At 39.5% G+C, this 23991-nt stretch carries 16 protein-coding genes; all 16 read right to left on the bottom strand.

Going from position 1 to position 23991, the window contains the following annotated elements:
• Window positions 1–12: 12 nt before the first annotated feature.
• Window positions 13–2289, bottom strand: a complete 2277-nt coding sequence (locus IGK77_RS06510) for a DNA internalization-related competence protein ComEC/Rec2 (protein WP_074799697.1) — start codon at window positions 2287–2289, stop codon at window positions 13–15.
• Window positions 2282–2764 (bottom strand): ComE operon protein 2, encoded by a 483-nt coding sequence (locus tag IGK77_RS06505; protein WP_034689319.1) that lies wholly within the window; start codon window positions 2762–2764, stop codon window positions 2282–2284. The genes IGK77_RS06510 and IGK77_RS06505 overlap by 8 nt, the downstream gene beginning before the upstream one ends.
• Window positions 2765–2783: 19 nt before the next feature.
• Window positions 2784–3437 carry a helix-hairpin-helix domain-containing protein gene (locus tag IGK77_RS06500; RefSeq protein WP_074799744.1) on the bottom strand — a complete coding sequence of 218 codons (654 nt, stop codon included), beginning with the start codon at window positions 3435–3437 and terminating at the stop codon, window positions 2784–2786.
• A gap of 121 nt (window positions 3438–3558) precedes the next feature.
• Window positions 3559–4701, bottom strand: a complete 1143-nt coding sequence (locus tag IGK77_RS06495; RefSeq protein ID WP_256209266.1) for a hypothetical protein — start codon at window positions 4699–4701, stop codon at window positions 3559–3561.
• Window positions 4702–5004: 303 nt separating this feature from the next.
• Window positions 5005–6048: a SepM family pheromone-processing serine protease gene (locus IGK77_RS06490; RefSeq protein ID WP_074799698.1), complete on the bottom strand. Its 1044-nt coding sequence runs from the start codon at window positions 6046–6048 to the stop codon at window positions 5005–5007.
• Window positions 6038–6529 (bottom strand): pantetheine-phosphate adenylyltransferase, encoded by a 492-nt coding sequence (gene coaD, locus IGK77_RS06485; protein WP_071867116.1) that lies wholly within the window; start codon window positions 6527–6529, stop codon window positions 6038–6040. Before coaD ends, IGK77_RS06490 begins: the two co-directional genes overlap by 11 nt.
• Window positions 6530–7087 carry a 16S rRNA (guanine(966)-N(2))-methyltransferase RsmD gene (rsmD, locus tag IGK77_RS06480; RefSeq protein WP_019723134.1) on the bottom strand — a complete coding sequence of 186 codons (558 nt, stop codon included), beginning with the start codon at window positions 7085–7087 and terminating at the stop codon, window positions 6530–6532.
• A gap of 183 nt (window positions 7088–7270) precedes the next feature.
• Window positions 7271–7612, bottom strand: a complete 342-nt coding sequence (locus IGK77_RS06475; RefSeq protein ID WP_074799699.1) for a YlbG family protein — start codon at window positions 7610–7612, stop codon at window positions 7271–7273.
• The gene (locus IGK77_RS06470; RefSeq protein WP_071867161.1) at window positions 7596–8027 is read right to left on the bottom strand and encodes a YlbF family regulator; all 432 of its coding nucleotides are present in this window, start codon (window positions 8025–8027) and stop codon (window positions 7596–7598) included. Before IGK77_RS06470 ends, IGK77_RS06475 begins: the two co-directional genes overlap by 17 nt.
• On the bottom strand, window positions 8014–9144 hold the full coding sequence (locus IGK77_RS06465; protein ID WP_074799700.1) for a CAP-associated domain-containing protein: 1131 nt from the start codon (window positions 9142–9144) through the stop codon (window positions 8014–8016). Before IGK77_RS06465 ends, IGK77_RS06470 begins: the two co-directional genes overlap by 14 nt.
• Before the next feature lie 17 nt (window positions 9145–9161).
• Complete coding sequence (locus tag IGK77_RS06460) at window positions 9162–12590, bottom strand: pyruvate carboxylase (protein ID WP_074799701.1); 3429 nt, start codon at window positions 12588–12590, stop codon at window positions 9162–9164.
• A 21-nt stretch (window positions 12591–12611) separates the two neighbouring features.
• Window positions 12612–13778 carry an FtsW/RodA/SpoVE family cell cycle protein gene (locus IGK77_RS06455; protein ID WP_071867119.1) on the bottom strand — a complete coding sequence of 389 codons (1167 nt, stop codon included), beginning with the start codon at window positions 13776–13778 and terminating at the stop codon, window positions 12612–12614.
• Between the two features lie 2 nt (window positions 13779–13780).
• Window positions 13781–14083, bottom strand: a complete 303-nt coding sequence (locus IGK77_RS06450; protein WP_010735661.1) for a YlaN family protein — start codon at window positions 14081–14083, stop codon at window positions 13781–13783.
• An 88-nt stretch (window positions 14084–14171) separates the two neighbouring features.
• The gene (recQ, locus tag IGK77_RS06445; RefSeq protein WP_071867120.1) at window positions 14172–15959 is read right to left on the bottom strand and encodes a DNA helicase RecQ; all 1788 of its coding nucleotides are present in this window, start codon (window positions 15957–15959) and stop codon (window positions 14172–14174) included.
• Window positions 15960–16394: 435 nt separating this feature from the next.
• Window positions 16395–21482, bottom strand: coding sequence for an LPXTG cell wall anchor domain-containing protein (locus tag IGK77_RS06440; RefSeq protein ID WP_086334590.1), 5088 nt, complete (start codon window positions 21480–21482; stop codon window positions 16395–16397).
• 378 nt (window positions 21483–21860) lie between these two features.
• Window positions 21861–23690 (bottom strand): translational GTPase TypA, encoded by a 1830-nt coding sequence (gene typA, locus IGK77_RS06435; RefSeq protein WP_010735665.1) that lies wholly within the window; start codon window positions 23688–23690, stop codon window positions 21861–21863.
• Window positions 23691–23991 lie beyond the last annotated feature (301 nt).

The following is a 23991-nucleotide window of genomic DNA, read 5'->3' as shown; positions in this document are numbered from 1 at the left end:
AAACAAAAATTACTAGTCTATCATTTTCTGAAGTCGGCCATTTTTTGTCCAAACAGGATGCCAATAAAAAGTGATCGCTCCATTTTTATCTGTCCGATAAATAGTACTCTCTAAATTTTCCAACGTGTTGAGGACTTCAGGATGTGGATGCCCATAGCGATTGTCAAGCCCGTTAGATAAAATTCCCATCTTCGGTTGTAAAGCAGCCAAGAACATTGGATGACTCGAACTACGACTCCCATGATGTCCTAGTTTCACGACCTCCGCCCTTAGCCTTGGGTAAGCATTCAACATCTCGATTTCCCCTTCTTGATCCAAATCACCCAGTAACAAAAAGCGCTGCTTCTTATAGGTGAACCAAAGAACCACTGAATCTTCATTTTTCCCTTGCCCTTTTTTACTTGGCATCAAGACGTACAAGTCAAAGTAGGCAGATATTCGATCCCCTTGCCTGACTTCTATGATCTTGGTTCCTAACTGACTAATTTTTATCAATCGTTCGCGAAACTTTGGCTCTGTGGCAGCTCCCCAACCAATGTATATTTCTTCGATGGTAAAATGTGACGAGAGTGTTTCCAATTCCCCGATATGATCAGTGTCGTTATGTGTGAGAAATAGTTTTGTGATCGTGGTGATCCCTTGTCCTTTTAAATATGGAACGATATTATTTTCTGCATAAGGACGAGTAATACGTTGCTGCCACGCTTCTGTTTCAACATTTAATCTGCCCCCAGTATCGATTAAAATCACATCTTGTTTCATCGGACTTTTTAGTAGGATACTATCGCCTTGTCCGACATCGATAAAGGTGATCGTAGTCGAAGCATCAAGTAATGGTATCAAGAAATAACTGATGAGGATTAGTGATGAATAAATGATTTTTTTCCATGGCAGAATCGTTTTGCTCTCAAACAAGAGTAAGAAGACGATGATACTCAATATAACAAAATAAAAAGCGGGTTGCCCGATGGTCAGTGTGGAGAAATCAAAATAAGAGAGGAAGTCTTCAAAGTGAACCAAACAAGATTCGAGGATTTCAAATAAGGCCTGTGGAATGATGCTGCCTGCTAAAAAGAGAATGATCATCCCTGGAAGAAGGACGTATTGGAATAATGGAATGCCTAGTGTTGTGAATAAGCCACCTAAAAACGACCATTCATAGAAATACCAAGCACTTAAAGGTAATTGGATTGCACTTGTTTGGAATAGGTAGAATAAACGATTGCTCCAACCTTTTGATGCGTGAGAAAATGTCATAAATAATAAACTCATCCATATACTTAATTGCGCACCCATTTGAAGCAGGATCAACGGATCGAACAATAAAAGCAACCATAGATTCAAAGAAAAACAATCCAGCGTAGATAGTTTGATTGATGTCAATTTGAGTACAAGCTTCAAAATAAAGAAACTGCCTGCTCTAACCACTGAAAATGAGCCGCCAGCTAATAGGATATAAATCCCCGTAAGCAATGTCAGCGGAAGAATCGTAACAGACAAAGGACAGCCACTTCGTCGAAAAACATAATATAAAAAACCTAAATAAAAATGGACATGCATCCCAGAAACTGCGAATAGATGCAGTAGTCCAGTTGCTTTAAAAATTGTTTCGGCTTCGCGAAAAGAAGCATCACGATAACCGAAAAGCAACGCGTTCATATACATCCCTATTTTTTTAGGATATCGTTTTTTTACATAATTGATTGCTTTTCCACGGAGGTCACGAAATCGAGTCACCCCTCCCCTTGTAGAAGGCAGGACTTGAAAATCCTTTCCATGGAACTGACCACTGATTCGTGATCCCTTCAGATAATTGACCGTATCAAATGCATAACGATTGCGCAACGATCCGGGTGTCTGATAACTGCCAGTTACTCGAAGTTCGATCGGATACCCTCGAAAGTCCTCCCATTGTTGTGCTTCTGCTTTTGTTTTGGCTTGATAACTTAGCTGGACTTTTTGTTTCGTTGAGATTCTGCGTGCTTCTACAGTCAACCAGTCGCCATTACGTTGAATCGTATCGGTCATCAATAGAAACTCTTCAGTTGTTCTTGTGTGATCAATCGAGGGAAGCTCTGAACGAAGACAAGCAAACCAAACTGCCAGACTGCAAAAACAACAAAGATAGATCACCGCTTGCTTGTGTTTGAATAGAACCAGAAGAAAAAGACCAGCAACGATCAAGCGAGACAGATCATGCTCCTTATAGTAAACGAAACATAAAATGACCGAAGACATTACTGGTAAAATCAAGTAATTACGAACTTGTTCGCCAAATTGTTTAATCAAGTTCTCCTGTTGATTCTTGTTGAAGTTTAGCAAAATATTTCATATCTAAATTGACTTGATGGACGGATGCACCTAATTGGGTAATCAATGACTGTGCATAAGGGTCATTGCGATAATCATGCAAGTAATGGATTTTCCTGATTCCAGCTTGAAGCAATGCTTTTGTACAGGCCAAACATGGAAAATGGGTGACATAGATCTCTGCCCCTTCTGTAGGGACTCCGAGTTTTGCACATTGGAGTAACGCATTCATTTCTGCATGGATCGTTCGTAAACAGTGACCATTCACGACATAGCAACCTTCGTCGATACAATGAACATCCCCACTCACTGCGCCGTTATAACCACCCGCAATGATTCGTTTCTCTCTAACTAATGTGGCACCTACTTCTAATCGTGTACATGTACTTCTTAATGATAATAATACGGCTTGTGCCATAAAATACTGATCCCAAGGAATTCGTTCATTGCTCATAATTTGTCACCTCATTGGTTTATTCTATTGTAATTGTAACGAAGTTTTTCAGTTTTTCAACTGTCTTTTCGCCAAATCCCGATATTTCTTTCAAACTTTCAATTGTTTGGAAGGAACCGTTGGCTTCGCGATAGTTGATGATCTCTTGTGCTTTCATTGCCCCGATTCCCGGAAGCTCCTGTAATTCAGCAAGGCTGGCAGTATTAAGATTGACTTTCTTTTCCTCTGTCTGCTCTTTTTCCTTTACTTCCTCTACGAACTGAGGCATCTCTTCGCCAACTTGGGGAATATAAAGCACTTGTTGGTCCGAAACTTTTGCAGCAAAATTGATCTGTTTTTCATCAGCTTGTGCAGTCAGTCCTCCTGCTTTTTCAATGATATCAAAGACACGTTCCTCGTCTGTAAAGGCGTATATTCCAGGTCGATTGACATTGCCTTTCACGTCTACATACATGATAGGGTCTTTTGTCGTCGTTCCGGTTGTCGCAGTCTTTTGGTAACTATCCGAGCTTGAAGCGGTTATCAACGATATGTTACTAGATTCATTGATCTTAGTTGGACCGATCTGACGGTATATGACCACTCCTATTAGCATACTAACTGATACACTGCATATAAAAAATAGAAGGAGGCGTTTTGGCGAATCAAAGATTTCTTGAACTATTTTCTTCATTGGTATTCTTTCTATTTCATTTTCCTTTCTAAAAAATAGTGAAAAAACATCTACACTGCGATGTTCCTTCACTATTAGATACGCCTCAAATGATTATTTCTTTTATTTTTATATTCACGATTTACCTAGTTGGTTCTATCCTTGGTTTCGGCTTCAAACTTGGAGAAGGCGGAGCTGGTGGTCGATTTCCCCCAGACTTACTCATTGCTGCTTGTTTGGTCATGCCAAATGAACGTTTGTCCGATGCAATATGACTGTTAAAAACCATGCGGTCGGACTTCCCAGATCCGTTCTCTATTTCCCAGATTCGTTGTTTCACCGATTGCACAGGGCTCTCTCCAGATATTGCTTTTGACGAAATAAGGCCTTGATTGATCGCAGATTTTACTTCTCGAAGTTTCGAATCACGTCGTTCAAACTCATCTTTCAATGAATTTTTTCTCCCATTATTTTCTTGCAACTCTGAAATTGGTGATAACCGTCTTGGTTGTTTGATTTGTTGCTCATGATGACCAGTAAATGCTACCTCGCCATGAACGGAAGGATTTCTGTGGTGTCCCACTATAGGTTTTTCGATAAGTTTCTCTTTATTATGGGACACCTCTATATTTAATGAAATTTTCTCCCCATTGTTCGCTCGTCGAATCACTGCGTAAATGACAGGGTCATCTTTTCTATTGATAATTACCTTGCGAGACTTCTCGCTTTCTCTGCCTTCCTCTAGGAAAGATAGGGTACTGTAATGTAATTCATCTTCTGTTTCAGGTTGACGCCATTTTTTTTGCTCTAAAGGTTGTGCACGAAGCTGCTCCCTTAGTTCTAATCCGCGAGCCGTAGGGATAGATTTCGCTCTTGAAGCTAAGTGCTTGATTTCATCAACGATTTCTTTTGGATCAATCCATACATCTTTATCAACAATCGATTGAATATATTCTGATTTAAAATATTTACTGTTCAAATCCTTTAGTGTAATCTCATATTTTTCAGGCTCTTTATTCTTACGCCTAAGGATAAAATTGAAAACTCTATCCGTTTTACTCAACTTTTTCTGTCGAAAATCTGCAAGTAAGCGCCTGGTCCACAACACACCGTTTCGATGTTTTGACAGTTGATCTTTCGTTTCTTCCAATTGTTTGTCAAAATCAGTTAATACACGTTTAAAGTCTGCTGTTTTCCGCAAGTGCCCAAAATTTTTTTTATACTTTTTTTCGGAGTAATATTCTCCGATATCGAATGATGATTGGCGATTGCTTGATTGTTCCATGTTTTTCTTGCCCCTTTCTAACTCTTTTTCTAATATGGTAGCAAACTTACTTAAAATTACCTACAAAATAACAAAACGTTTTTTTGTAATTATTGAAAAAAAAGAAAAAGAGGGAGACATTAGCCCTTTCGCACCACCTAAACCGAATAAACGGCGGGAACAGATGGAACCTCTTCGAAAAATAATACGCCACCCACAAAAATTTGAAAAACAATTTTCGTGGATGGCGCATTATTTCTTGAGGCTAAACATGTCTTGTCCTCGCTTTAAAATATGAGTACAAAACGTTCAAGTCGAAACCGTTTATTTCATGTTCTCAAGATACTCTAAGGCATCTTGCACTGTTTTGACCGGAACGATCTTCATCGATGTATTGAGTTTTTTAGCCGCAGCTTTGGCTTCTTCATAATTCGTTTTGATATCAGGATTTTCTTTTTTCACTTCATCAGAAATCGTATCATCTGGCGCAAAAAAGATATTCATTCCTGCTTCGTCTGCACTTGCCACTTTTTTATCGATTCCACCGATCCGTCCCACTTCACCTGCACTATTGATCGTACCTGTACCGGCTATTTTTTTCCCTTTACGGATGTTTTGATGGGTCAACTGTTCATAGATCTCCAAAGTAAACATCAAGCCTGCTGAAGGGCCACCGATTGAACCAGAATTGATTGCCACTTCTGTGTCTGTGGCGATTTCTGTATGATCGGTCAACGTGATCCCGATTCCTGGTTTTTTATCTGTCGATAACTCGATCAGTTTACCTGAAGCTTCTTCTTCTTTGCCATCGTGGATGAAGGTGATTGTGACAACCTGTCCTACTTCTTGTCCTTTCACGTACTCCATAAATTCTTCTGCACTCTTGAAACTTATCCCATCTACTTTTGTGACTGTATCGCCAACAGATAGTTTCTTGTAAAAGCTCGAATTTTTTTCGACGCCCATGACATAGACACCTTTAAATTCCATCGTATAAGGAATATTCGCTAGTTTCAAGGCTTGCTCAATGGCGGCATTTTGTGAGGATTCCATATAATATTTTTGCATCTGATTATATTCTTCATTTGTCGCTCCACCAGTCAACTCTTCTTCACTGATAACATCTTTGAAATCTGACATTAGTGCGGAGACGACACCAAATCCTGTTGCTCTTCTGATTCCTACAGAAGTGAGAGAGAAAGAGCCTGATTCTTTATCTTCTTGATCATTGACTGTGATCATATCTTTAAGATCGATCGTGGCACCTGGAGCTTCCACGTAATAGGGTAAAGGCACAATGACAAAGCCTGCTAATAATGTGCCTAAAAGGATTACGGATAACGTTTTCCACCATTTCTTATTCTGCATCACTTTCACGCTTTCTAGCTAATGCTTCGTTGATCACAGTAGGTAAATAGGTGCTCACGTCCCCACCAAAATAAAGAACCTCTTTAAGCATACTTGAGCTGATATGGCTATACTCTGGTTTTGCCATAAAAAGCACCGTCTCCAATTCATGACTCAAATGATGATTCATTTGCGCAATGTCACGTTCATATTCAAAATCTTTGAAGCTACGAACACCTCGAACCAACGCTTGAACACCTAGTTCTTTTGCCGTCGTCACTGTCAACTGTGTCTCTTGGTGGATCACTCGGACATTTTCTAAGTGTGCGACTGCTTGTGTGATCAATTCCAAGCGTTCCTCAGCCGTGAACAATGTTTTTTTTGATGTATTGATAAAGATACCGATGATCACTTCATCAAACAACTTCGCAGCTCGTTCGATCGTGTCTAAATGACCCATAGTCAATGGGTCGAAACTCCCTGGAAATAACGCTCTTCTCATTTATATTTCCTCTTTTCTATAAATGGTCACCGCAGAGATGCCATAGGTCTGCTGTTTGATTTGTTGAAAATTTCCTATTGTCTCAGGAAGCTCCACTGACTTATCTGTTTCGCATACGATCAAGGCAGCGTCCTGAAAAAGAGCCAATTCTTCCATACGTTCAATTTGATCGACGATTTTTTGTTTGGCATAAGGTGGATCTAAAAATAGAATATCAATCTTTTGATCTTCTTTCGCCAGTGACTCAATCGCTTTATCAGCATCTAATTTCATTGTATTGAATTTGTTCGGTTCTTTTGTGATTTCAATATTTTCTTTGATTATTTTTAGTGCTTGATAGTTTTTCTCCACGCAGATTGCGTAGCTACAGCCTCTGGAAACAGCTTCGATCGCTAGACCCCCGCTTCCTGAGTAAAGATCCAAAACGACCTCTCCATTAAAATAAGGACCGATCATGTTGAATATCGACTCTTTGACTTTATCAGACGTCGGTCGAGTATTTGGCCCTGCTAAACTTTTTAAACGGCGACCGCCGTAATCTCCTGAAATTACTCGCATCTACTCACTCCTTGAAACATACTGTTATTAGTATACCAAAAAAATAGACTTGATTCCGACTAAAATCGTCAATTCTCAAGTCTATTTTTTCTTAATTTAACTTTTTATAACTATTCAAAATCTTTTTATCACATTTTCTTCATTTTCGTCGATTTTATTAACTATAACGCTAGACTCTCTTTACTAGAAAACGTGTTCAGCTAAGCGGATCTTTGTGTTTAATTCTTCGATCTCGAAGCCTTCTTCTTTTGTGTCCGCCTTTTTACCGATTTTTTCAGCAAAATTCATTTCGATATCTGGTCGATAAGAACGTTCGACATTTCGTACGAAATGTAATTTCTTGATCCTTTCTTCCGTTTGTTCATAGTTGTCTTCATTTAAATACATGATCACATACTTCATTTTACGAGAGACATAATGCACTAAACCAAATTTGCGAAGATTTTTCAATTGTTTTAAACTATATACCCACACGACTAACCCTCGCCGATGTGTTTGTTCAAATTCTTTATTTTCTATGTCCATGGCAGTTTCCTCCGCACCCTTCACTTTTTTCAAAAAATGGACTACCTGCACTGATTTTGATCTCCGTCGAAATCGTATGTGCAAGTTGTTTTCCAATGGAATCTAGTATCTTTTGTAATTCTGTTTCACTTATTCGAAAAGCAGCTACTTCTTCATTTAGATCCAACTGCCTTTTGGCTTGTCGTACAGTTCGTTGTTTTTCACGAAACTCTGGAACGTACTTTCCATAAGGTGAAATTTCTTCAAATGCTTGTCTGCTTACAATAAAATCATTTTTTAACTGGTTGACGTTGATAGAAGTTTCCATCTCTTTTTTAGTTTTGAGATATTGTTCCATCATTTCACTTGTTACAATCGTTTGAACAAGCTGATGACACTGGTCCTCCAGTTCAAACAACTCCTCATTGATTATCACTGCTTTCACTAGTCTCCTCTTTTTCCTTCATTAAGACTAACATGTTTTCTTTCGAAAACGCAACGCCTAACTGTGTTGGTTCTTTTTCCAAGAATCGATCATGATAATAAGGATCAGTATATAACAATAAAACTGAAAAAGTCGGATCAATGATTGGATGCATGAAAATTCCAGTTGTTTGATCTAATTGTCGTTTTTCCACTAAGCGATTGATTTCATCATTTGACAACGTAAATTTAACTGTCGTTTGGGAAGTCTGTGTTGCCATCTGCCACTCTGCCAAACGATTTTCTGCCAACCATTCTTCTGGCTGGTCGATAAAGTCTGTTAACAGTACATTCGTTTGGATCATAAAATCTGGAGAGTAATGATAATCAGGCAGTTCAGCTTCTTGGCGTAATCTCGTCAATACTCGAGTGATTACACGCTCTCTTGACTGATTGATACTTTCCCAGTCTGCTGAACTCTCCATTTCGTAGTGGGGCAATCCTTCTCCAAAGACCTGGTAAGGCATTAATTTCAATAAGCTTTTCTTGTTTAAATAAACTGTTGAAAATAATCCACCTGTGTCTTGATCAAAGAAAAGCATCGCAAATGTACCGTTGTCAAAAGCAATCAAGGGACGATAATTCATGTCTTCTTCAGTTAACTCGATTCCGACTTCTGTCTCTTCATACTCGAATGTGAAGTTCGGAAAAATCGTTGTAATCTCTGTCAGATCCTGCATAGTCATGCCAACGGCAAATGGGGTCAAACTAGTTGCGTTCGCATTTAAAACTTTGATAGCCTCCACTCGGTCATTTTGTATATTTGCTTCAAGTACGATTTGTTGAATTGGATCTTGATAATATCTAATCTCAAAGCCGAATCCGCTCGTCAAACGATCTTTAGGTGAACCAATCTCTGCTTCTAATTCGGTGACTGATCGACCAATATATGTAGAAAAGCCAGTCGCATTTAGCTCCTGGTATTTCCAAGACGTTACCTGATTTTGATTTCCTATCAGTTGTTGGTCTTGCGTGGATGTTTCAAGTTTGGGAGGGAACACTACTGGCTCCAAATATAAAGCCGACGTGACGAATAGTAGTGTTGCTATAAATAGACCTAGTCGTTTCAAATGTTCCCTCTCCTTTCTTATTTTTCTGTAACTTCGATTAATAGATCTCCTGAGGAAATGGGGTCGCCAGCAACAACATAGAGATGTGCTATTTCTCCATCGAATGGTGCTTCAATGGCTGTTTCCATCTTCATTGCTTCAGTGACCATCAATGTATCGCCTCTTTTGACCGTATCGCCTTTTTTCACCAAGACGTCTAAAACTGAACCGGACATCGTCGCACCGATTTGTTCGCGATTTGTTGGTTCTGCTTTTCGTCTAGTTTTTACCGCACTGACGATCGATGTATCTTTGACGGTGATTTCTCTTCGTTGACCGTTCAAATTAAAGAATAACACACGATTCCCTTCAATATCAGGTTCACCGATCTCGTCTAAGCGAATGATCAGGATCTTGCCTTTTTCGATTTGAACGTTGACCGTTTCCCCTAAACGAATCCCTTGGAAGAAAGTCGGTGTATCCAGTAATGTGACATCGCCAAATTGATTATAAGCGGTTTGATAATCCAAGAAGACTTGTGGATACATCAAGTAACTCAAGACTTCTTCTTGTTTTGGTTCATAGCCGATCTTTTTAGCTAATTCTGCTTTGACTTTTTCGAAGTCCACTGTTTCAGCGAACAATCCTGGACGTTCAGTGATTGCTGGACGACCTTTCAAAATGATCTTTTGGAGTTTTTCTGGGAATCCGCCAACTGGTTGGCCTAATTCACCTTGGAAGAAGGTAACGACTGATTCCGGAAAACTCAAGGTCTCGCCTTTTTCATAAATGTCTTCTTCGCTCAATTCATTTTGGACCATGAACAAAGCCATATCGCCTACAACTTTAGAAGAAGGCGTGACTTTGACGATATCGCCAAACATCAGGTTCACCGTGTGGTACATTTTTTTGATGTCATCCCAACGATGACCTAAACCAACTGCTTTGGCTTGTTGTTGTAAGTTCGAGTATTGTCCACCTGGCATCTCGTGCATATAAACTTCAGTTTCAGGTGCATTCAAGCCATTCTCAAATGGTTTGTAATACATGCGAACATCTTCCCAGTAGTGATTCAACTGTTGCGCATTTTCAATATTGATTTCTGGTACACGTGGCCCATTGACCAAAGCGTAATACAAACTGCTCATACTTGGTTGGCTAGTATTTCCACTCATCGCACTCATCGCTACATCGACAATATCGACACCCGCTTTGGTTGCTGCTGAGTAAGTGATGATGCCATTGCCACTCGTATCATGTGTGTGTAAATGGATTGGTAGATCCGTTGTCGCCTTCAATTCACTGATCAAGCGATAAGCAGCTTGCGGTTTCAACAGTCCTGCCATATCTTTGATGGCGATCATATGAGCGCCTAACTGTTCCAGCTCTTTTGCCATGTCCTTGTAATATTGCACATTGTATTTCGCACGACTTGGATCATTGATATCACCTGTGTAGCAAATCGTCGCTTCTGCAATTTTCCCTGTATCACGAACGGCTTGGATACTCTTTTCCATTTGCGGTACCCAGTTCAAACTGTCAAAGATCCGGAAGACATCGATCCCTTGTGTCGCTGCTTCTTTGATAAATTCAGCGATCACATTGTCTGGATAGTTGGAGTAACCGACAGCATTCGATCCTCTAAAGAGCATTTGCAATAAAGTATTCGGCATCAATGAGCGAATCTTTCTCAGGCGTTTCCATGGGTCCTCATTCAAGAAACGATAGGCGACGTCAAACGTCGCGCCACCCCACATTTCACTTGAAAACAGCTCTGGAAGTCCTTCACCAGTCAAACGTGCGATTTCTTTAAAATCTTTTGTACGCACACGAGTAGCCAATAAGCTTTGATGGGCATCTCTAAACGTGGTATCTGTCAATAACACATTTTCTTGTTGTTTGACCCAATCCACTAATGCAGAAGCGCCGTCTTTGTCTAAGACATTTTTAGCTGTGATGTAATCCGGACGAGTGATCAGCTCTTTTGGCATACGTGGTGCATCGTAATATGGTTTTTCACCACGTTCGATGCCAGGGAAACCATTTACCGTGATTTCTCCGATGTATTTCATCGTTTTATTTCCACGGTCACGTAAGCGTGGGAAGTCAAATAATTCATTGGTACTATCGATGAACGTTGTTTTGGCTTGTCCTGATTGAAATTCTGGGTGCAAGATGACATTCAACATAAATGGAATATTTGTTTTCACTCCACGGATACGGAATTCTCTCAAACAACGTTCCATTTTTTGGATCGCTGTTGCAAAATCAGCCGCATGGGTACAAACTTTTACTAAAAGTGAATCAAAATATGGGGTAACGATGTAGCCTGCATAGGCATTCCCTACATCTAAACGGACGCCCATGCCCCCTGGTGAGCGATACGTATCGATCTTACCAGTATCTGGTAAGAAGTTACTCAATGGGTCTTCCGTTGTGATCCGACATTGGATGGCTGAACCTTTGATTTTTATTTCACTTTGCTGTGGCAATCCGATTTCTTTATGCAGATCTTTTCCTTGTGCGATCAATAATTGGGTCGTTACGATATCGACATCCGTGATCATCTCAGTGATCGTATGCTCCACTTGGACACGTGGGTTGACTTCGATAAAGTAAAATTCGTCATTTTCCACTAAAAATTCGACTGTCCCTGCATTGACATATCCCACATGCTTCATCAACTGGACAGCGGCATCGCAAATACGTTGACGCTGTTGGTCATTCATCGAAACACAAGGAGCAACTTCTACGACTTTTTGATGACGGCGTTGGACTGAACAATCACGTTCAAAGAGATGGATGATGTTTCCATGGGTATCCCCTAAGATCTGGACCTCGATGTGTTTCGGATCAGCGATATACTTTTCAACATAGACTTCATCACTACCAAAAGCAGCTTTCGCTTCGCTTTTTGCACGTTCATATCCTTCGCGAGCGCCTTTTTCGTCATATGCTACACGCATCCCACGACCGCCACCGCCTAATGCTGCTTTGATCATCACTGGATAGCCATGACGTTCAGCAAATGATAAAACTTCTTCAATTGACTCTACTGGACCATCTGTCCCAGGGATCGATGCGATACCAGCTTCGATTGCTGCTGTTTTCGCTTTGATCTTATCGCCAAAAATATCAAGATGATGAAGTTCTGGCCCAACAAAAGTGATGCCTTCTTCTTTGCACCGTGTGGCAAAGTGTAAGTTTTCAGATAATAATCCGTAACCGGGATGGATCGCGTCCGCTCCACTAGCTTTAGCAATCTCAAGAATCCCTTCAATATCAAGATACGCATCTATCGGTCTTTTTCCTTTACCAACCAGATATGCCTCATCCGCTTTAAAGCGATGCACGGAATATTCATCTTCTTCTGCATAGACACCTACAGTTTGGATCCCTAATTCTGTACACGCACGAAATACCCGTACAGCAATTTCTCCTCTGTTAGCTACCAAAACTTTTCTCATCGAATCACTCCTACGTCAATTTTAGTAAATACCTAAACTCTTACGTTTCTCATCTGCGCTGATATTCAGGACGAAACCTACGCAGATCGAAAGCATCAGTAAACTCGAACCACCTTGACTCAAGAATGGGAATGTGATCCCTGTCAGTGGGATGATCCCAGTGATCCCGCCAAGGTTGACAAATACTTGGATCAGAAACATCGAACCGATTCCGATACATAGCAAAGAATTGAATGGATCTTTTGAGCGGATCCCCACTAAGATGATACGGGCGATCATGAACATCAATAAAGCTAAGATCAAAATACCCATGATCACGCCTAATTCTTCTACTACGATGGCATAGATAAAGTCGGTTTGCGCTTCTTGTAGAAATCCTTTTTTCTGGATACTATTCCCTAATCCGCGACCGAATAGACCACCGTTGAACATCGCATAATAACCATTCACCATTTGGTGTCCGTTATTCAATTCATCAGAAAAAGGGTTTTGAAAAATCTCAAAACGATGATAGATATATTGTAAGCGACCTGGGAAAAGTTTCCCTTGGGTCACGTTGATCAACCAAATTGTTATCACACTAAAAATGATTCCTCCGACACCAACGATCAAGGTGTAAAAATAATTGACGCCGCTAGCTAAGAGTAACACGATGATGATCAAAAAAATAACCGTTGCATTCCCAAAATCGGGTAGACTTGCCACTAACACAGTCAAGGCAAGAACTAACAATAAAGGTCGTTTGACCGTTGCAATGAAGTTTTTTTGCACACTCATTTGTCTCTGTGACAAAGTAAAGGAAAGATACCAGATGGCAATGATTTTTAGGTATTCGGCGGGCTGGATAGAAAATCCGGCAATCTCAAGCCAACCTTTTGCCCCATTTCGTTCTTCCCCAAAAAATAAGACGATCAATAATAAAATCGTCAAGACTGCGATAGCCGCCATGATCAATCGCTGATTTTTCAATACACCGATTTTCATTTTGTATAGGAGTGCAATAACGATCAAGCTAAGCACCCAAAAAATACTCTGATTGATGACCGATGACGCTGGATTGCTCCCATTTGCTAATAACAAGTAGGACGTAGAACTGTAAACCATGATCAATCCGATGATACATAAAATCAAATATGGAATTAAAATACTGTAATCCAACAGATGCCTTTTTTTTACTTTATTCGGCAAGCTTATTCCCCCTTGCCACTTTCTTTTTTATCATAATTTTCTCGGTAAACTTCATTGTATAAGTGATTCAATTGACGTTCTAACTCACTGAGCATCAGTTGCCCTTCTTTTTTTTCAATGATCCCTACACGTATTGCAAAACTCACTTGTTGAGAAAATCCATACATTTGTGTATCGACTACCTCTTCAAAGGCTTTACATTGTGAGATACAAAGACTGTTTGTTTGATTTTGGATCAAACGCTTGATGCGATCTGCCTCATCAATCAACACATTAAGTGCCGTCTCTTTTGAAAGAGAATCCATTTGCCTTTCCCTCCATTTCTAAGTTCATTCATTATAGCATATTTTACGCAATAACTGAGCAAGAACCTAGATTTATCTAGGCTTTTTTTTATGTTTTTTCACTATCACTTTGCGTAGCGCTTTCTTGGAAATTTTGGATTGATTGCAAGAACATTTCACCATACTTATCGAGCTTGCTTTGTCCTACCCCTTTGATTTGGAGAAGTGCCAATCGGTCTTTTGGACGATTACGACTCATTTCTTTGAGTGTTGCATCTGAAAAAACAACGTATGGTGGAACGCCCGCGTCAGCAGCTAAATCGGTCCGTAACTGGCGTAATACTTCAAATAGACCATCTGTTTCATCATGCGACAATTGTTGCACTTTTTTGGGTTCCTTTTTGTGTACAGTTACTTTTCCCATAAGCACTTGCACCCCAAGATCGCTGACTTTTAAAACAGGGTATTCACCACTAGCCGCAAGTAAGTAGCCACTTGAAATCAGATAGTCGATCAACTGCAATATATTTTTTTGTGACAGATTCCTTAGTAGACCATACGTAGACAATCGATCAAACTGAAACTGTTTGATTTTCTGATCTTTTGATCCGGCAAGGACTTTCATTAGTAATTGTTTTCCGTAGTTTTCACCCATTCGTTTCAAACAAGACAAAACCATTTGCGTTTCTGTGGTCACATCGACCAGTTCACGATCATCAAGACAGTTGCCACAACGCTGACAAGGCTCGCTTGCTTCTCCAAAGTAAGAAAGAATATATTGTTGCAGACAGGATTCGATATGGACGTATTCAGTCATGGCTCGGATCTTGTCGTATTCCTTATGTTTTTGTGCTTCCTCACGTTGCGATTGTTGAACAAAAAACTTTTGGACTTGCACATCTTGTGGCGCAAATAGCAAAATGGCTTCACTAGGTAAGCCATCTCTTCCGGCACGACCAGCTTCCTGATAATATGCTTCTAATGAACCTGGTATTTGGTAGTGAATGACAAACCGAATATTACTTTTATTGATTCCCATTCCAAAAGCGTTGGTTGCTACTAATAGTTGGATACGATCATAGAGGAAAGCTTCTTGCATTTCCGTCCGTTCCCTTTCTGAAATACCGCCGTGGTATCTGCCAACGGAAAAACCAAATTTCGCCAACAACTGATATAGTCGATCCACTTCTTTTCTAGTCGCGGCATAAATGATGCCTGATTGATTTTGATTCACTTTTAAATACTCGACCAAATATTGTTCTTTTTTTTGATCTTTGATAACCTGCAACCTTAGATTTTCTCGTGCAAATCCAGTTTGAATATGGTTCTTTTCAGGGATTTTTAAAAGTCTTTTGATATCTGTTGCTACAGGGACAGTAGCAGTTGCTGTCAAGGCCACGATGGGCGGACGCTGAGGAATACCTTCTAAAATATTCGCCATCTGCAAATAACTGGGTCTAAAATCATGCCCCCATTGCGAGATACAGTGGGCTTCATCAATGGCAATCAAGCGAACGGACCAACGATTCATCGCTTGGATAAAATCAGGCATGATAAAACGTTCTGGTGCAACATATAACAATTGATACTTTCCCTCATCTAATGAACGAAAACGTTGTGCCACTTCATATCCTTCTAATGAACTATTGATAAACGTAGCAGCAATCCCCAGTTGATTCGCAGCATCCACTTGATCTTTCATCAAAGAGATCAAGGGAGAAACGACGATCGTCAACCCTTCCAAGGCTAGCGCAGGTAGCTGATAACATATTGATTTTCCGCTTCCAGTCGGCATGATACCCAAGACATCTTCTTGAGCCATAATTTTTTCAATGATTTCTTTTTGGCCTGGGCGGAAAAGCTCATATCCAAAATATTTTTTTAATAACTGCTCCACATGCGCCCTCCTCGATTTCTGTTTGTTTTTACACTTTCAAGTTTTACTTCTTTCATCTAACTATTAATTACGCATTTTCTCCAATGATTCATTTGACATGTACTATCTATTCTACTTCTGTCTGCTCATAAGAGCAAGTCTCACTCCGTGAAACAAAATACCGTTTGTGAAACTAAAAATAGAGCATTTCGAGTCTTTTAAAAGTTCTTTAAAAAATTCATCTTGCCATTCTTGCTTTCATTTTTTGTTTCTTTAAGTTCTCCACAGCTAATGATTGACTTCCTATTATGAGAATTTTGTTTTTTGCTCATAGGATTTATTTTTATATTTCTTGTCCGTGACTCCTTTAGTGATCATAAAAAAACAGTTGAAAGGATGCCAAAGTAATTATCACTTTCGCTCTTTCAACTGCTTCGTTGTCATTTTAACTATCGGTTACTGTTTATCAAACGATTTTTTAGACATTTTTCGTTTCCATAAAACAAATCCTACTACTAGTACGAAACATGCACCAATATATGGCAGTACTCGATTGATGGTTTGATTGGTTTGTGGCAATTTGCTCTCATCACCTTCTGCTGCGGAACCCTCACCTAAACCAGTCTCTGCTGAAATTCCATCTGCATTTGGGTCGTTGGATGTGCCAGTACCATCTTCTGCACTAGCGTCCTCTTCTCCTGGCGTTGTTTCTTGGCCAGGTTCAACGATTTCATAGGAAGATTCTGTACGAGTAGATAAACTCCCATAACTCCGGTCCACTTTGACATCGAGAGAAACAAAGCGACTTCCCATAGTTTCTGTATCGATTTCAGATGACCCATCTAAAGAAACAGTATAGACATTTTTAGGTATTACACGTCCATTGACTTTAACTTCTTTTACTAACGATTTCAGGTCAACTCTTTCAGTGCCTTGTGCAAAAGAAGGCTGAGCAGGTTCAACTGTTAACTCACCTGTAGGCTCAAAACCATAATCTGTTACCTTATAATAAGCGTAATTACTGCCATAGGTGTAGTTTCGTTCGTTCTCTTCTGCCATCAATAAATTGTTACTAGTATCTACGTGATAAACCTTCACGATATCACCTGGGGTCACCGCCAGTGATTTACCAGTATTAAAACGTGAAATTGCTTGCTCGATCGTTTGTGTACCACGAACCTCGTATTGATATTTGCTTTGCTTACGTTCGTTGAGAATTTCGATTCCATAATATACTTCGGTGTCATCGTATTCATTCACTCGATTCTTCAACACTGTTTGATCGGTTCCTTGGACAGATTGGATCTCGATTTGTTTGCTGTTTTTAAGTAGTCCAAATGATCCAACCGTTTCACCTTTACGATTTTTTAAATGGATCGTGCTGCCCCATTTCACTTCATATGGCACTTCGATGTCAGTCGAAGAAACACCATCTGCCGTTGATACTTTTACCGTTACTGTTTTTTCTCCTGTCGTATGCGTATCAAACGCTCCCGTTTGTTCTACTTTATAAAGCTCTGTGTTCAAACTCTGTCCGTTAAATGCAACATTGTCAATCAACGTTGTCACGTCTACTTCACTGGTATCTTCACCTAAGACAAGTTCCTGACTAGCAACATCTGCGTGGATCATCGTAATTGGCTCAAACTCTCCATTCTTGACTTCATAATAAGCGTAATTCAACCCAGCTGTATAGTTTTTGACGATATCATCCCACATCAGTAAGTTCTGGTTATCTGTTTCTGCATGGTAGACACGGAAAATGTCTCCTTCTTCCACAGGTAATGATTGCCCATTATTGAACCCTTCGATTGCTTGACGAACCGTTTGATTACCTGCCACTTCATAAGTATATTTGATGTTATCGGGAAATAAACTATTGGCTTTATTTTTAGGATCTGCTAGGATATCGATTCGATAATAGGCATTACGACCATAAGCAGAATTGACTGGCGCATTAAGTTCTGTTTCATCTTCACCTTTTGTGGCATAGATAGCCAACTGGTCATTTTGATCAAGCAGACTAAAAGAACCGACGATACCTTTTTTCCCTTCTTTTTCTTCACCTTTCAGAATAAATGTACTTCCCCATTTGACTTGATAAGGAAGTTCAACTTGTACACTAGTTAAACCATCGTTCATTTTCACACGCATAGCGACGTTTTTATTTCCTACCGTCGTCGTATCGATTTCTGAACGTCTTTCGATTGTGTATTCCTCTGGATCAACTGTTTTGCCGTTGATCGTCACACGATCAATTAATTCAGCATCAGCTGCAGTAGTCACATCTTGCGCGAGATAAAATGCTTTATTAGCTGTATGGACTTCCATGACTGGCATTGCTTCAAAACCATAAGTCGTTACTTTGTAATACGCATAATCTGAACCATACGTGAAGTCCTCTTCTAGTTCATCGACCATCAGTACCGAGCTACCAGGAGATTTTTGCGGGTGATAAATTTTGATCACATCATCTAACTGGACAGTGACAGCTTGAGTACCATTAGTTCCAAAACCGTTGATGACGTCTTGTAGCGTGACACGACCTGGGACTTCTTGACTATACTGGACTCTTTCGCCACGTAAGACTTCAATTGAATAATAGAGGTCTTGATCGTTTCCTAAGCGCTCATCTAATGGCGAGTCAAACCCATGATGGATTTTCAATTGTCTGGTCGTATTAGTAGTTTGCAGTGAGAAAACACCTGCTGAACCACCAGTGCTAGATTTCATCACAATCGTTCTGCCCCATTTCACTTCATAAGGCACTGTGATGACTTTTGATACTACCCCATCTTTCGTGTCAAATTGGATAGCAAGTTCTTTTTGACCGACTGTGGTTGTATCGAAGTTTCCTAATTGTTTCACTGTATATAGATCCGGTGTTAGCTCGGTACCGTTGATCGTTACCTGATTGATCAGTTGCGTTCCATCAATCCCCGTGGCATCATCACCTAAGCTAAATTCTTGTGGTTTGGTATCCGTAGAAATCGCGAGGATCGGTTCTAACCCATGTTCTGTGACTTCGTAATAGGCATCATTTGAACCCATCGTAAAGTCTTTTGCTAATTCATCTTGCATCAATAAACTATTACCTGTTGGTTCTGCATGATACACTTTGATGACGTCGCCTTGTTTGACATTCAAAGGTTTCCCTTGATTGAACCCTTCGATTCCTTCTCTAATCGATTGATTCCCTAGTACGTTATATTGATACTTGGTGGTAATATTTTCGATCACTTCAATGCCATAGTAGGTGTCTCGTCCAAAATGATTATTGACCGGTTGACTCAAGTCCGTCCCACTTACACCTGGACTAGCATGCAATGCCCATTGATCGTTTTCTTTCAGTAGACTAAATGCTCCAACGGTTGCATTATCCAAGCCTTTCAATACGAATGTACTACCCCATTTGACTTGATAATCGACTTCGAATTCTTTCGTTGCTAGACCATCATTCGTTGTGACATTTAGATTCATTTTTCTCGCACCAATCGCATGAGTATCAAAATCAACAAGAGCTTCTACGGTATAATCCTTACTATCGATTGTACGACCATTGATGGTTACATTTTTCAATAAAGAGGCTGGTTCAATCATAGAGGTATTTTCTCCAAGTACAAAGCTTTTTTGCGAAGATTCTGCATCTAATACCGGAAACGGATCAAATCCATACGGTGTGATCTTATAGTATGCATACTCAGAATCATAGGTATAATCCTCTTCTTTTTCATCGATCATCACGACTGAACTATTCGGCGTTCGTTCTGGATGATAGATCTTAATGACATCATCGTAACGGACATCGATCGTTGATGAGGTGTTTCCAAATTGATCCATGATTTGTTGTAATGTGGCACGATTGGAGACGTCCTGACTATAAACAACTGTATTTCCTCTTAAAACTTCAAATGAGTAATACAATGAAAATGGTGAGGATAGAGGTCCAACTGCAACATTCATTGCTGAAGGAATTCCTGTACCAAAAACGATTTTGGCTGTTGGATTTCCTGAATTATCCGTTTTTAAAGAAAATGATCCCGCTGAAGCTCCGGTTGCCGATCGCATATAAATCGTATGTCCCCAAAGAACATTGACGGTCGTTTCTCCGGTTCCTTTGATCATCACACCACTGTTTGAATGCCGTGTTTGTACCGTCAACTTAACTGGCTGCGTGCCTGTATATGTGAAATTGGGTTCACTTGATTCTGCCTCAACAAACTCCAAATCATCGACTGCAACTGGTACACCGTTCATGGTCACAGAATCAATATAATCCTTAAAATTAGAAGCAAAGGATGGATACTCATTCCCCATTACTCGATCTTCAATGGGTTTCAATTGGACCTTCAGACCTTCATGAGGTTTGACATTGATTGTTACAGAAGCTTCAGCAGTTCGCCCATCTTCCGCAGTAGCTTTTGCTTGCCAATTTTGTACTCCCGAAACATTTGTATTTACATTGCTTAACCATTCGACGATATAAGTTCCGTTCGCATTTGGAACCTCGAAATAGTCTTTAGGATCTGGTAAGCGATCATATTGATAAACTTCAAAGTTTCCTGATTTAGCTGTCATTCGTAATGGACCAGGTTTGACATTGAATGGCACATCAACGATTGTCTCTCTGGAAGTGACTGAATCAGTAACTTTGACTTTCCCTTTTTGCTCGCCGACTTTTGATGTGTCTGGTTTTTCTACCCAACTAGCAGAAACGGTTCCTTTCGCATTGCTAACATCTAGATAATCTAGCAATTTTAAATTTGCAACGTCTTGTCCCTCATCTAAATTGTGAGGTCCATTTTTTACTGTTACTTTAATATCACCTATTGCTTGTTCAGCAGATAGAAATGAAACGTTACCATTCATTCTATATAATTCTATACCAAAGCCATTACTTCTAAGTGAATATAAATGATCAAGTCTAACATTTTCAAGAATCTCATTTCCGTTTACTGGATTATTAGCTAATCTAGTCATAGTTATCGTAGCTCCAGCATTATCAAGAGTTTGCCCACGATCTTTCAATTCAAAACGGACATGCCAATTACCACTTTTGGTAATTCCTTCACTAGTCCACTCCGGATTCAGTGTCATCCTGTTTATTAAATAAATCTGACCAACTAAATAGCTTTCTGGAATAGGTATTGAGGGCTCTTCAGTTGGAAAATTCCAAGTTCTATAATCTCCCTCTACTTTAATTGCTTCACCAATTTTAAAATTATGATCAAAGGATTTCATTGCTTCTGAATATAGATAACCAAATCGATCATCTATAGCTTCTGCAATTATCTTTTTCACTTCTTCTTCAGAATATCTTGTATTCAAATTATTTTCATTTACTTTTTTAGCTTTGTTTGAACTTACCGTATTATTTTCTTTCGTTCCCATCACATTGTTAGTTAGAGATTTTTTATTACTAATTACTTGTTCATTGTTTCTTTGAGTAACTGCCGATACACTTTGAACAATCACTCCATTCAAGTTCCCTAACAACATACCACCCACTAAAACACTATGTATTATCTTTCTCCGTATACTCACCTTACGTTCCTCCTTCGATCTTACCCGTCAGGAGGAGCGTTGCTACTTATATGGTATCTATTTCTCTCATCTAAAGACATCGCTCCTCCTTCTCAAAATGTTATGGCTATTTTCTTATCTTTCAATCAGAAGCGTTGTTTTATTTTTTTGTCTCACCTTCCATCCATGTCTATAAATATAGGTAAACTTTACTTTGTTAAGTTTAAAACTAAAATCATTTTTTGATAACGCCATTTTTTCTATATTAACTTGTAAAAATTGAAAGAACAGCGTTATTTAACTTTACTTATCAAGGAAAAAGAATAATCTTTGATCGGTTTAAAAGTTACAAAAAAAACCGTACCTCAGAGATTTCTCTCTAAGATTCGGTCAAAATAATTATTTTTTCTTTTTAGATGCTTTTTCACGTGCATTTTTTTCTAAGATTTGTTTTCTTAGACGGATGTTTTCTGGAGTTACTTCACAGTATTCATCGTCATTCAAGAATTCTAATGATTCTTCAAGTGTTAATTGTTTTGGTTTTTTGATGACTGATGTTTGATCTTTGTTAGCAGAACGAACGTTGGTCATTTGTTTTGCTTTTGTGATATTGACTGTCAAGTCATTCTCACGGCTGTTTTCACCGATGATCATACCTTCGTATACTTCTGTTCCTGGTTCAACAAATACAGTACCACGTTCTTCGATACTCATGATTGAATACGTGGTTGCTTTACCTGTATCGATGGATACTAACGCACCTTGGTGACGTCCGCCGATTTGGCCAGGAAGCATTGGCAAGTATTGATCAAATGTGTGGTTCATGATTCCGTAACCACGAGTCATTGATAAGAACTCTGTTGAGTAACCGATCAATCCACGAGCAGGTGTCAAGAATGTCAAACGAATTTGACCATTTCCTGTATGGACCATGTCTTGCATTTCACCTTTACGTTGGCTCAATGATTCGATGACACTACCCATGTATTCTTCTGGTGTGTCGATTTGAACACGTTCAAATGGTTCACATTTTACGCCATCGATTTCTCTTTCGATAACTTCTGGACGTGATACTTGTAATTCATAACCTTCACGACGCATGTTCTCGATCAAGATCGATAAGTGAAGTTCACCACGACCTGAAACTGTCCAAGCATCTGGTGAATTCGTTGGTTCAACACGAAGTGAAACGTCTGTTTGTAATTCTGCCATCAAACGTTCTTCGATTTTACGTGATGTCACGTATTTTCCTTCGCGTCCAGCAAATGGAGAGTTATTGACTAAGAAAGTCATTTGTAATGTTGGTTCATCGATATGCAAAATCGGTAATGCTTCTTGATGATCGACTGGTGTAACGGTTTCCCCAACGAAGATATCTTCCATTCCTGAGACAGCGATCAAGTCACCAGCTTTAGCTTCTTGGATTTCTAAACGTTGTAAGCCAAAGAAACCAAATAATTTTGTCACACGGAATTTCTTCACTGTGCCATCAAGTTTGATCAGTGATACTTGGTCACCAACTTTGATTTTTCCTCTGAAGACACGGCCGATACCGATACGTCCAACATAATCGTTGTAATCAAGTAATGATACTTGGAATTGTAAAGGTTCATCGCTATTGTCAACTGGTGCAGGGATAGCTTCGACAATTGTATCAAAGATCGGTGCCATTGTTGGTTCTTGGTCCGCTGGATCATCGGATAAGCTTGATGTTCCGTTCAAAGCAGATGCGTAGATCACTGGGAAATCCAATTGATCATCGTCTGCGCCTAATTCGATAAATAATTCTAAGACTTCATCTACCACATACTCAGGACGAGCGGATGGTTTGTCAATCTTGTTTACAACTACGATCGGTGTGATATGCTGCTCTAAAGCCTTTTTCAATACGAAACGTGTTTGAGGCATGGTGCCTTCATAAGCATCTACAACTAAGACAACACCATCTACCATTTTCATGATACGCTCTACTTCACCACCGAAGTCCGCGTGTCCAGGTGTATCCATGATATTGACGCGAATCCCTTTATAATCAACAGCTGTATTTTTCGCTAAGATTGTGATTCCACGTTCTTGTTCAAGTGCGTTTGAGTCCATCGCACGTTCTTGTAATTGAGTGTGGGCGTCTAATGTGTCAGATTGTTTTAATAGTTCATCAACTAATGTTGTTTTTCCGTGGTCAACGTGGGCGATGATCGCTACGTTACGGATGTCATTTCTTTTATTCAATTTAAGTAACTCCTTTTTTATCGATTCTTTATCACAGGGCAATTTTACTCGACTGTTTATTATACCAAACTTTTTTCATGAAATATAGTGAAATGTTTTCATTTTTTCGAGAAAATTAATAATTCGCCCTTTTTCTAATCAAAACAGCACGAAAAATCCGAATTTATGTAAAAAAAGAGCTATTACAAAACTCTTCCACTAGCATATTCTACAAATGAATATTCCGATACTATATTTGACTAAACAAATAAGCGAAGGACTAGGTTGCTTAAAAAGCAATTTTATCGTCCTCCACTTATTT

Origin of the sequence: Enterococcus sp. DIV0806c (genome assembly GCF_051710905.1) — a bacterium.
Lineage (GTDB): Bacteria > Bacillota > Bacilli > Lactobacillales > Enterococcaceae > Enterococcus_B > Enterococcus_B mundtii.
Note: the sequence above shows the minus strand (reverse complement) of the source record. Positions and strands in the feature narration are given on the sequence as shown.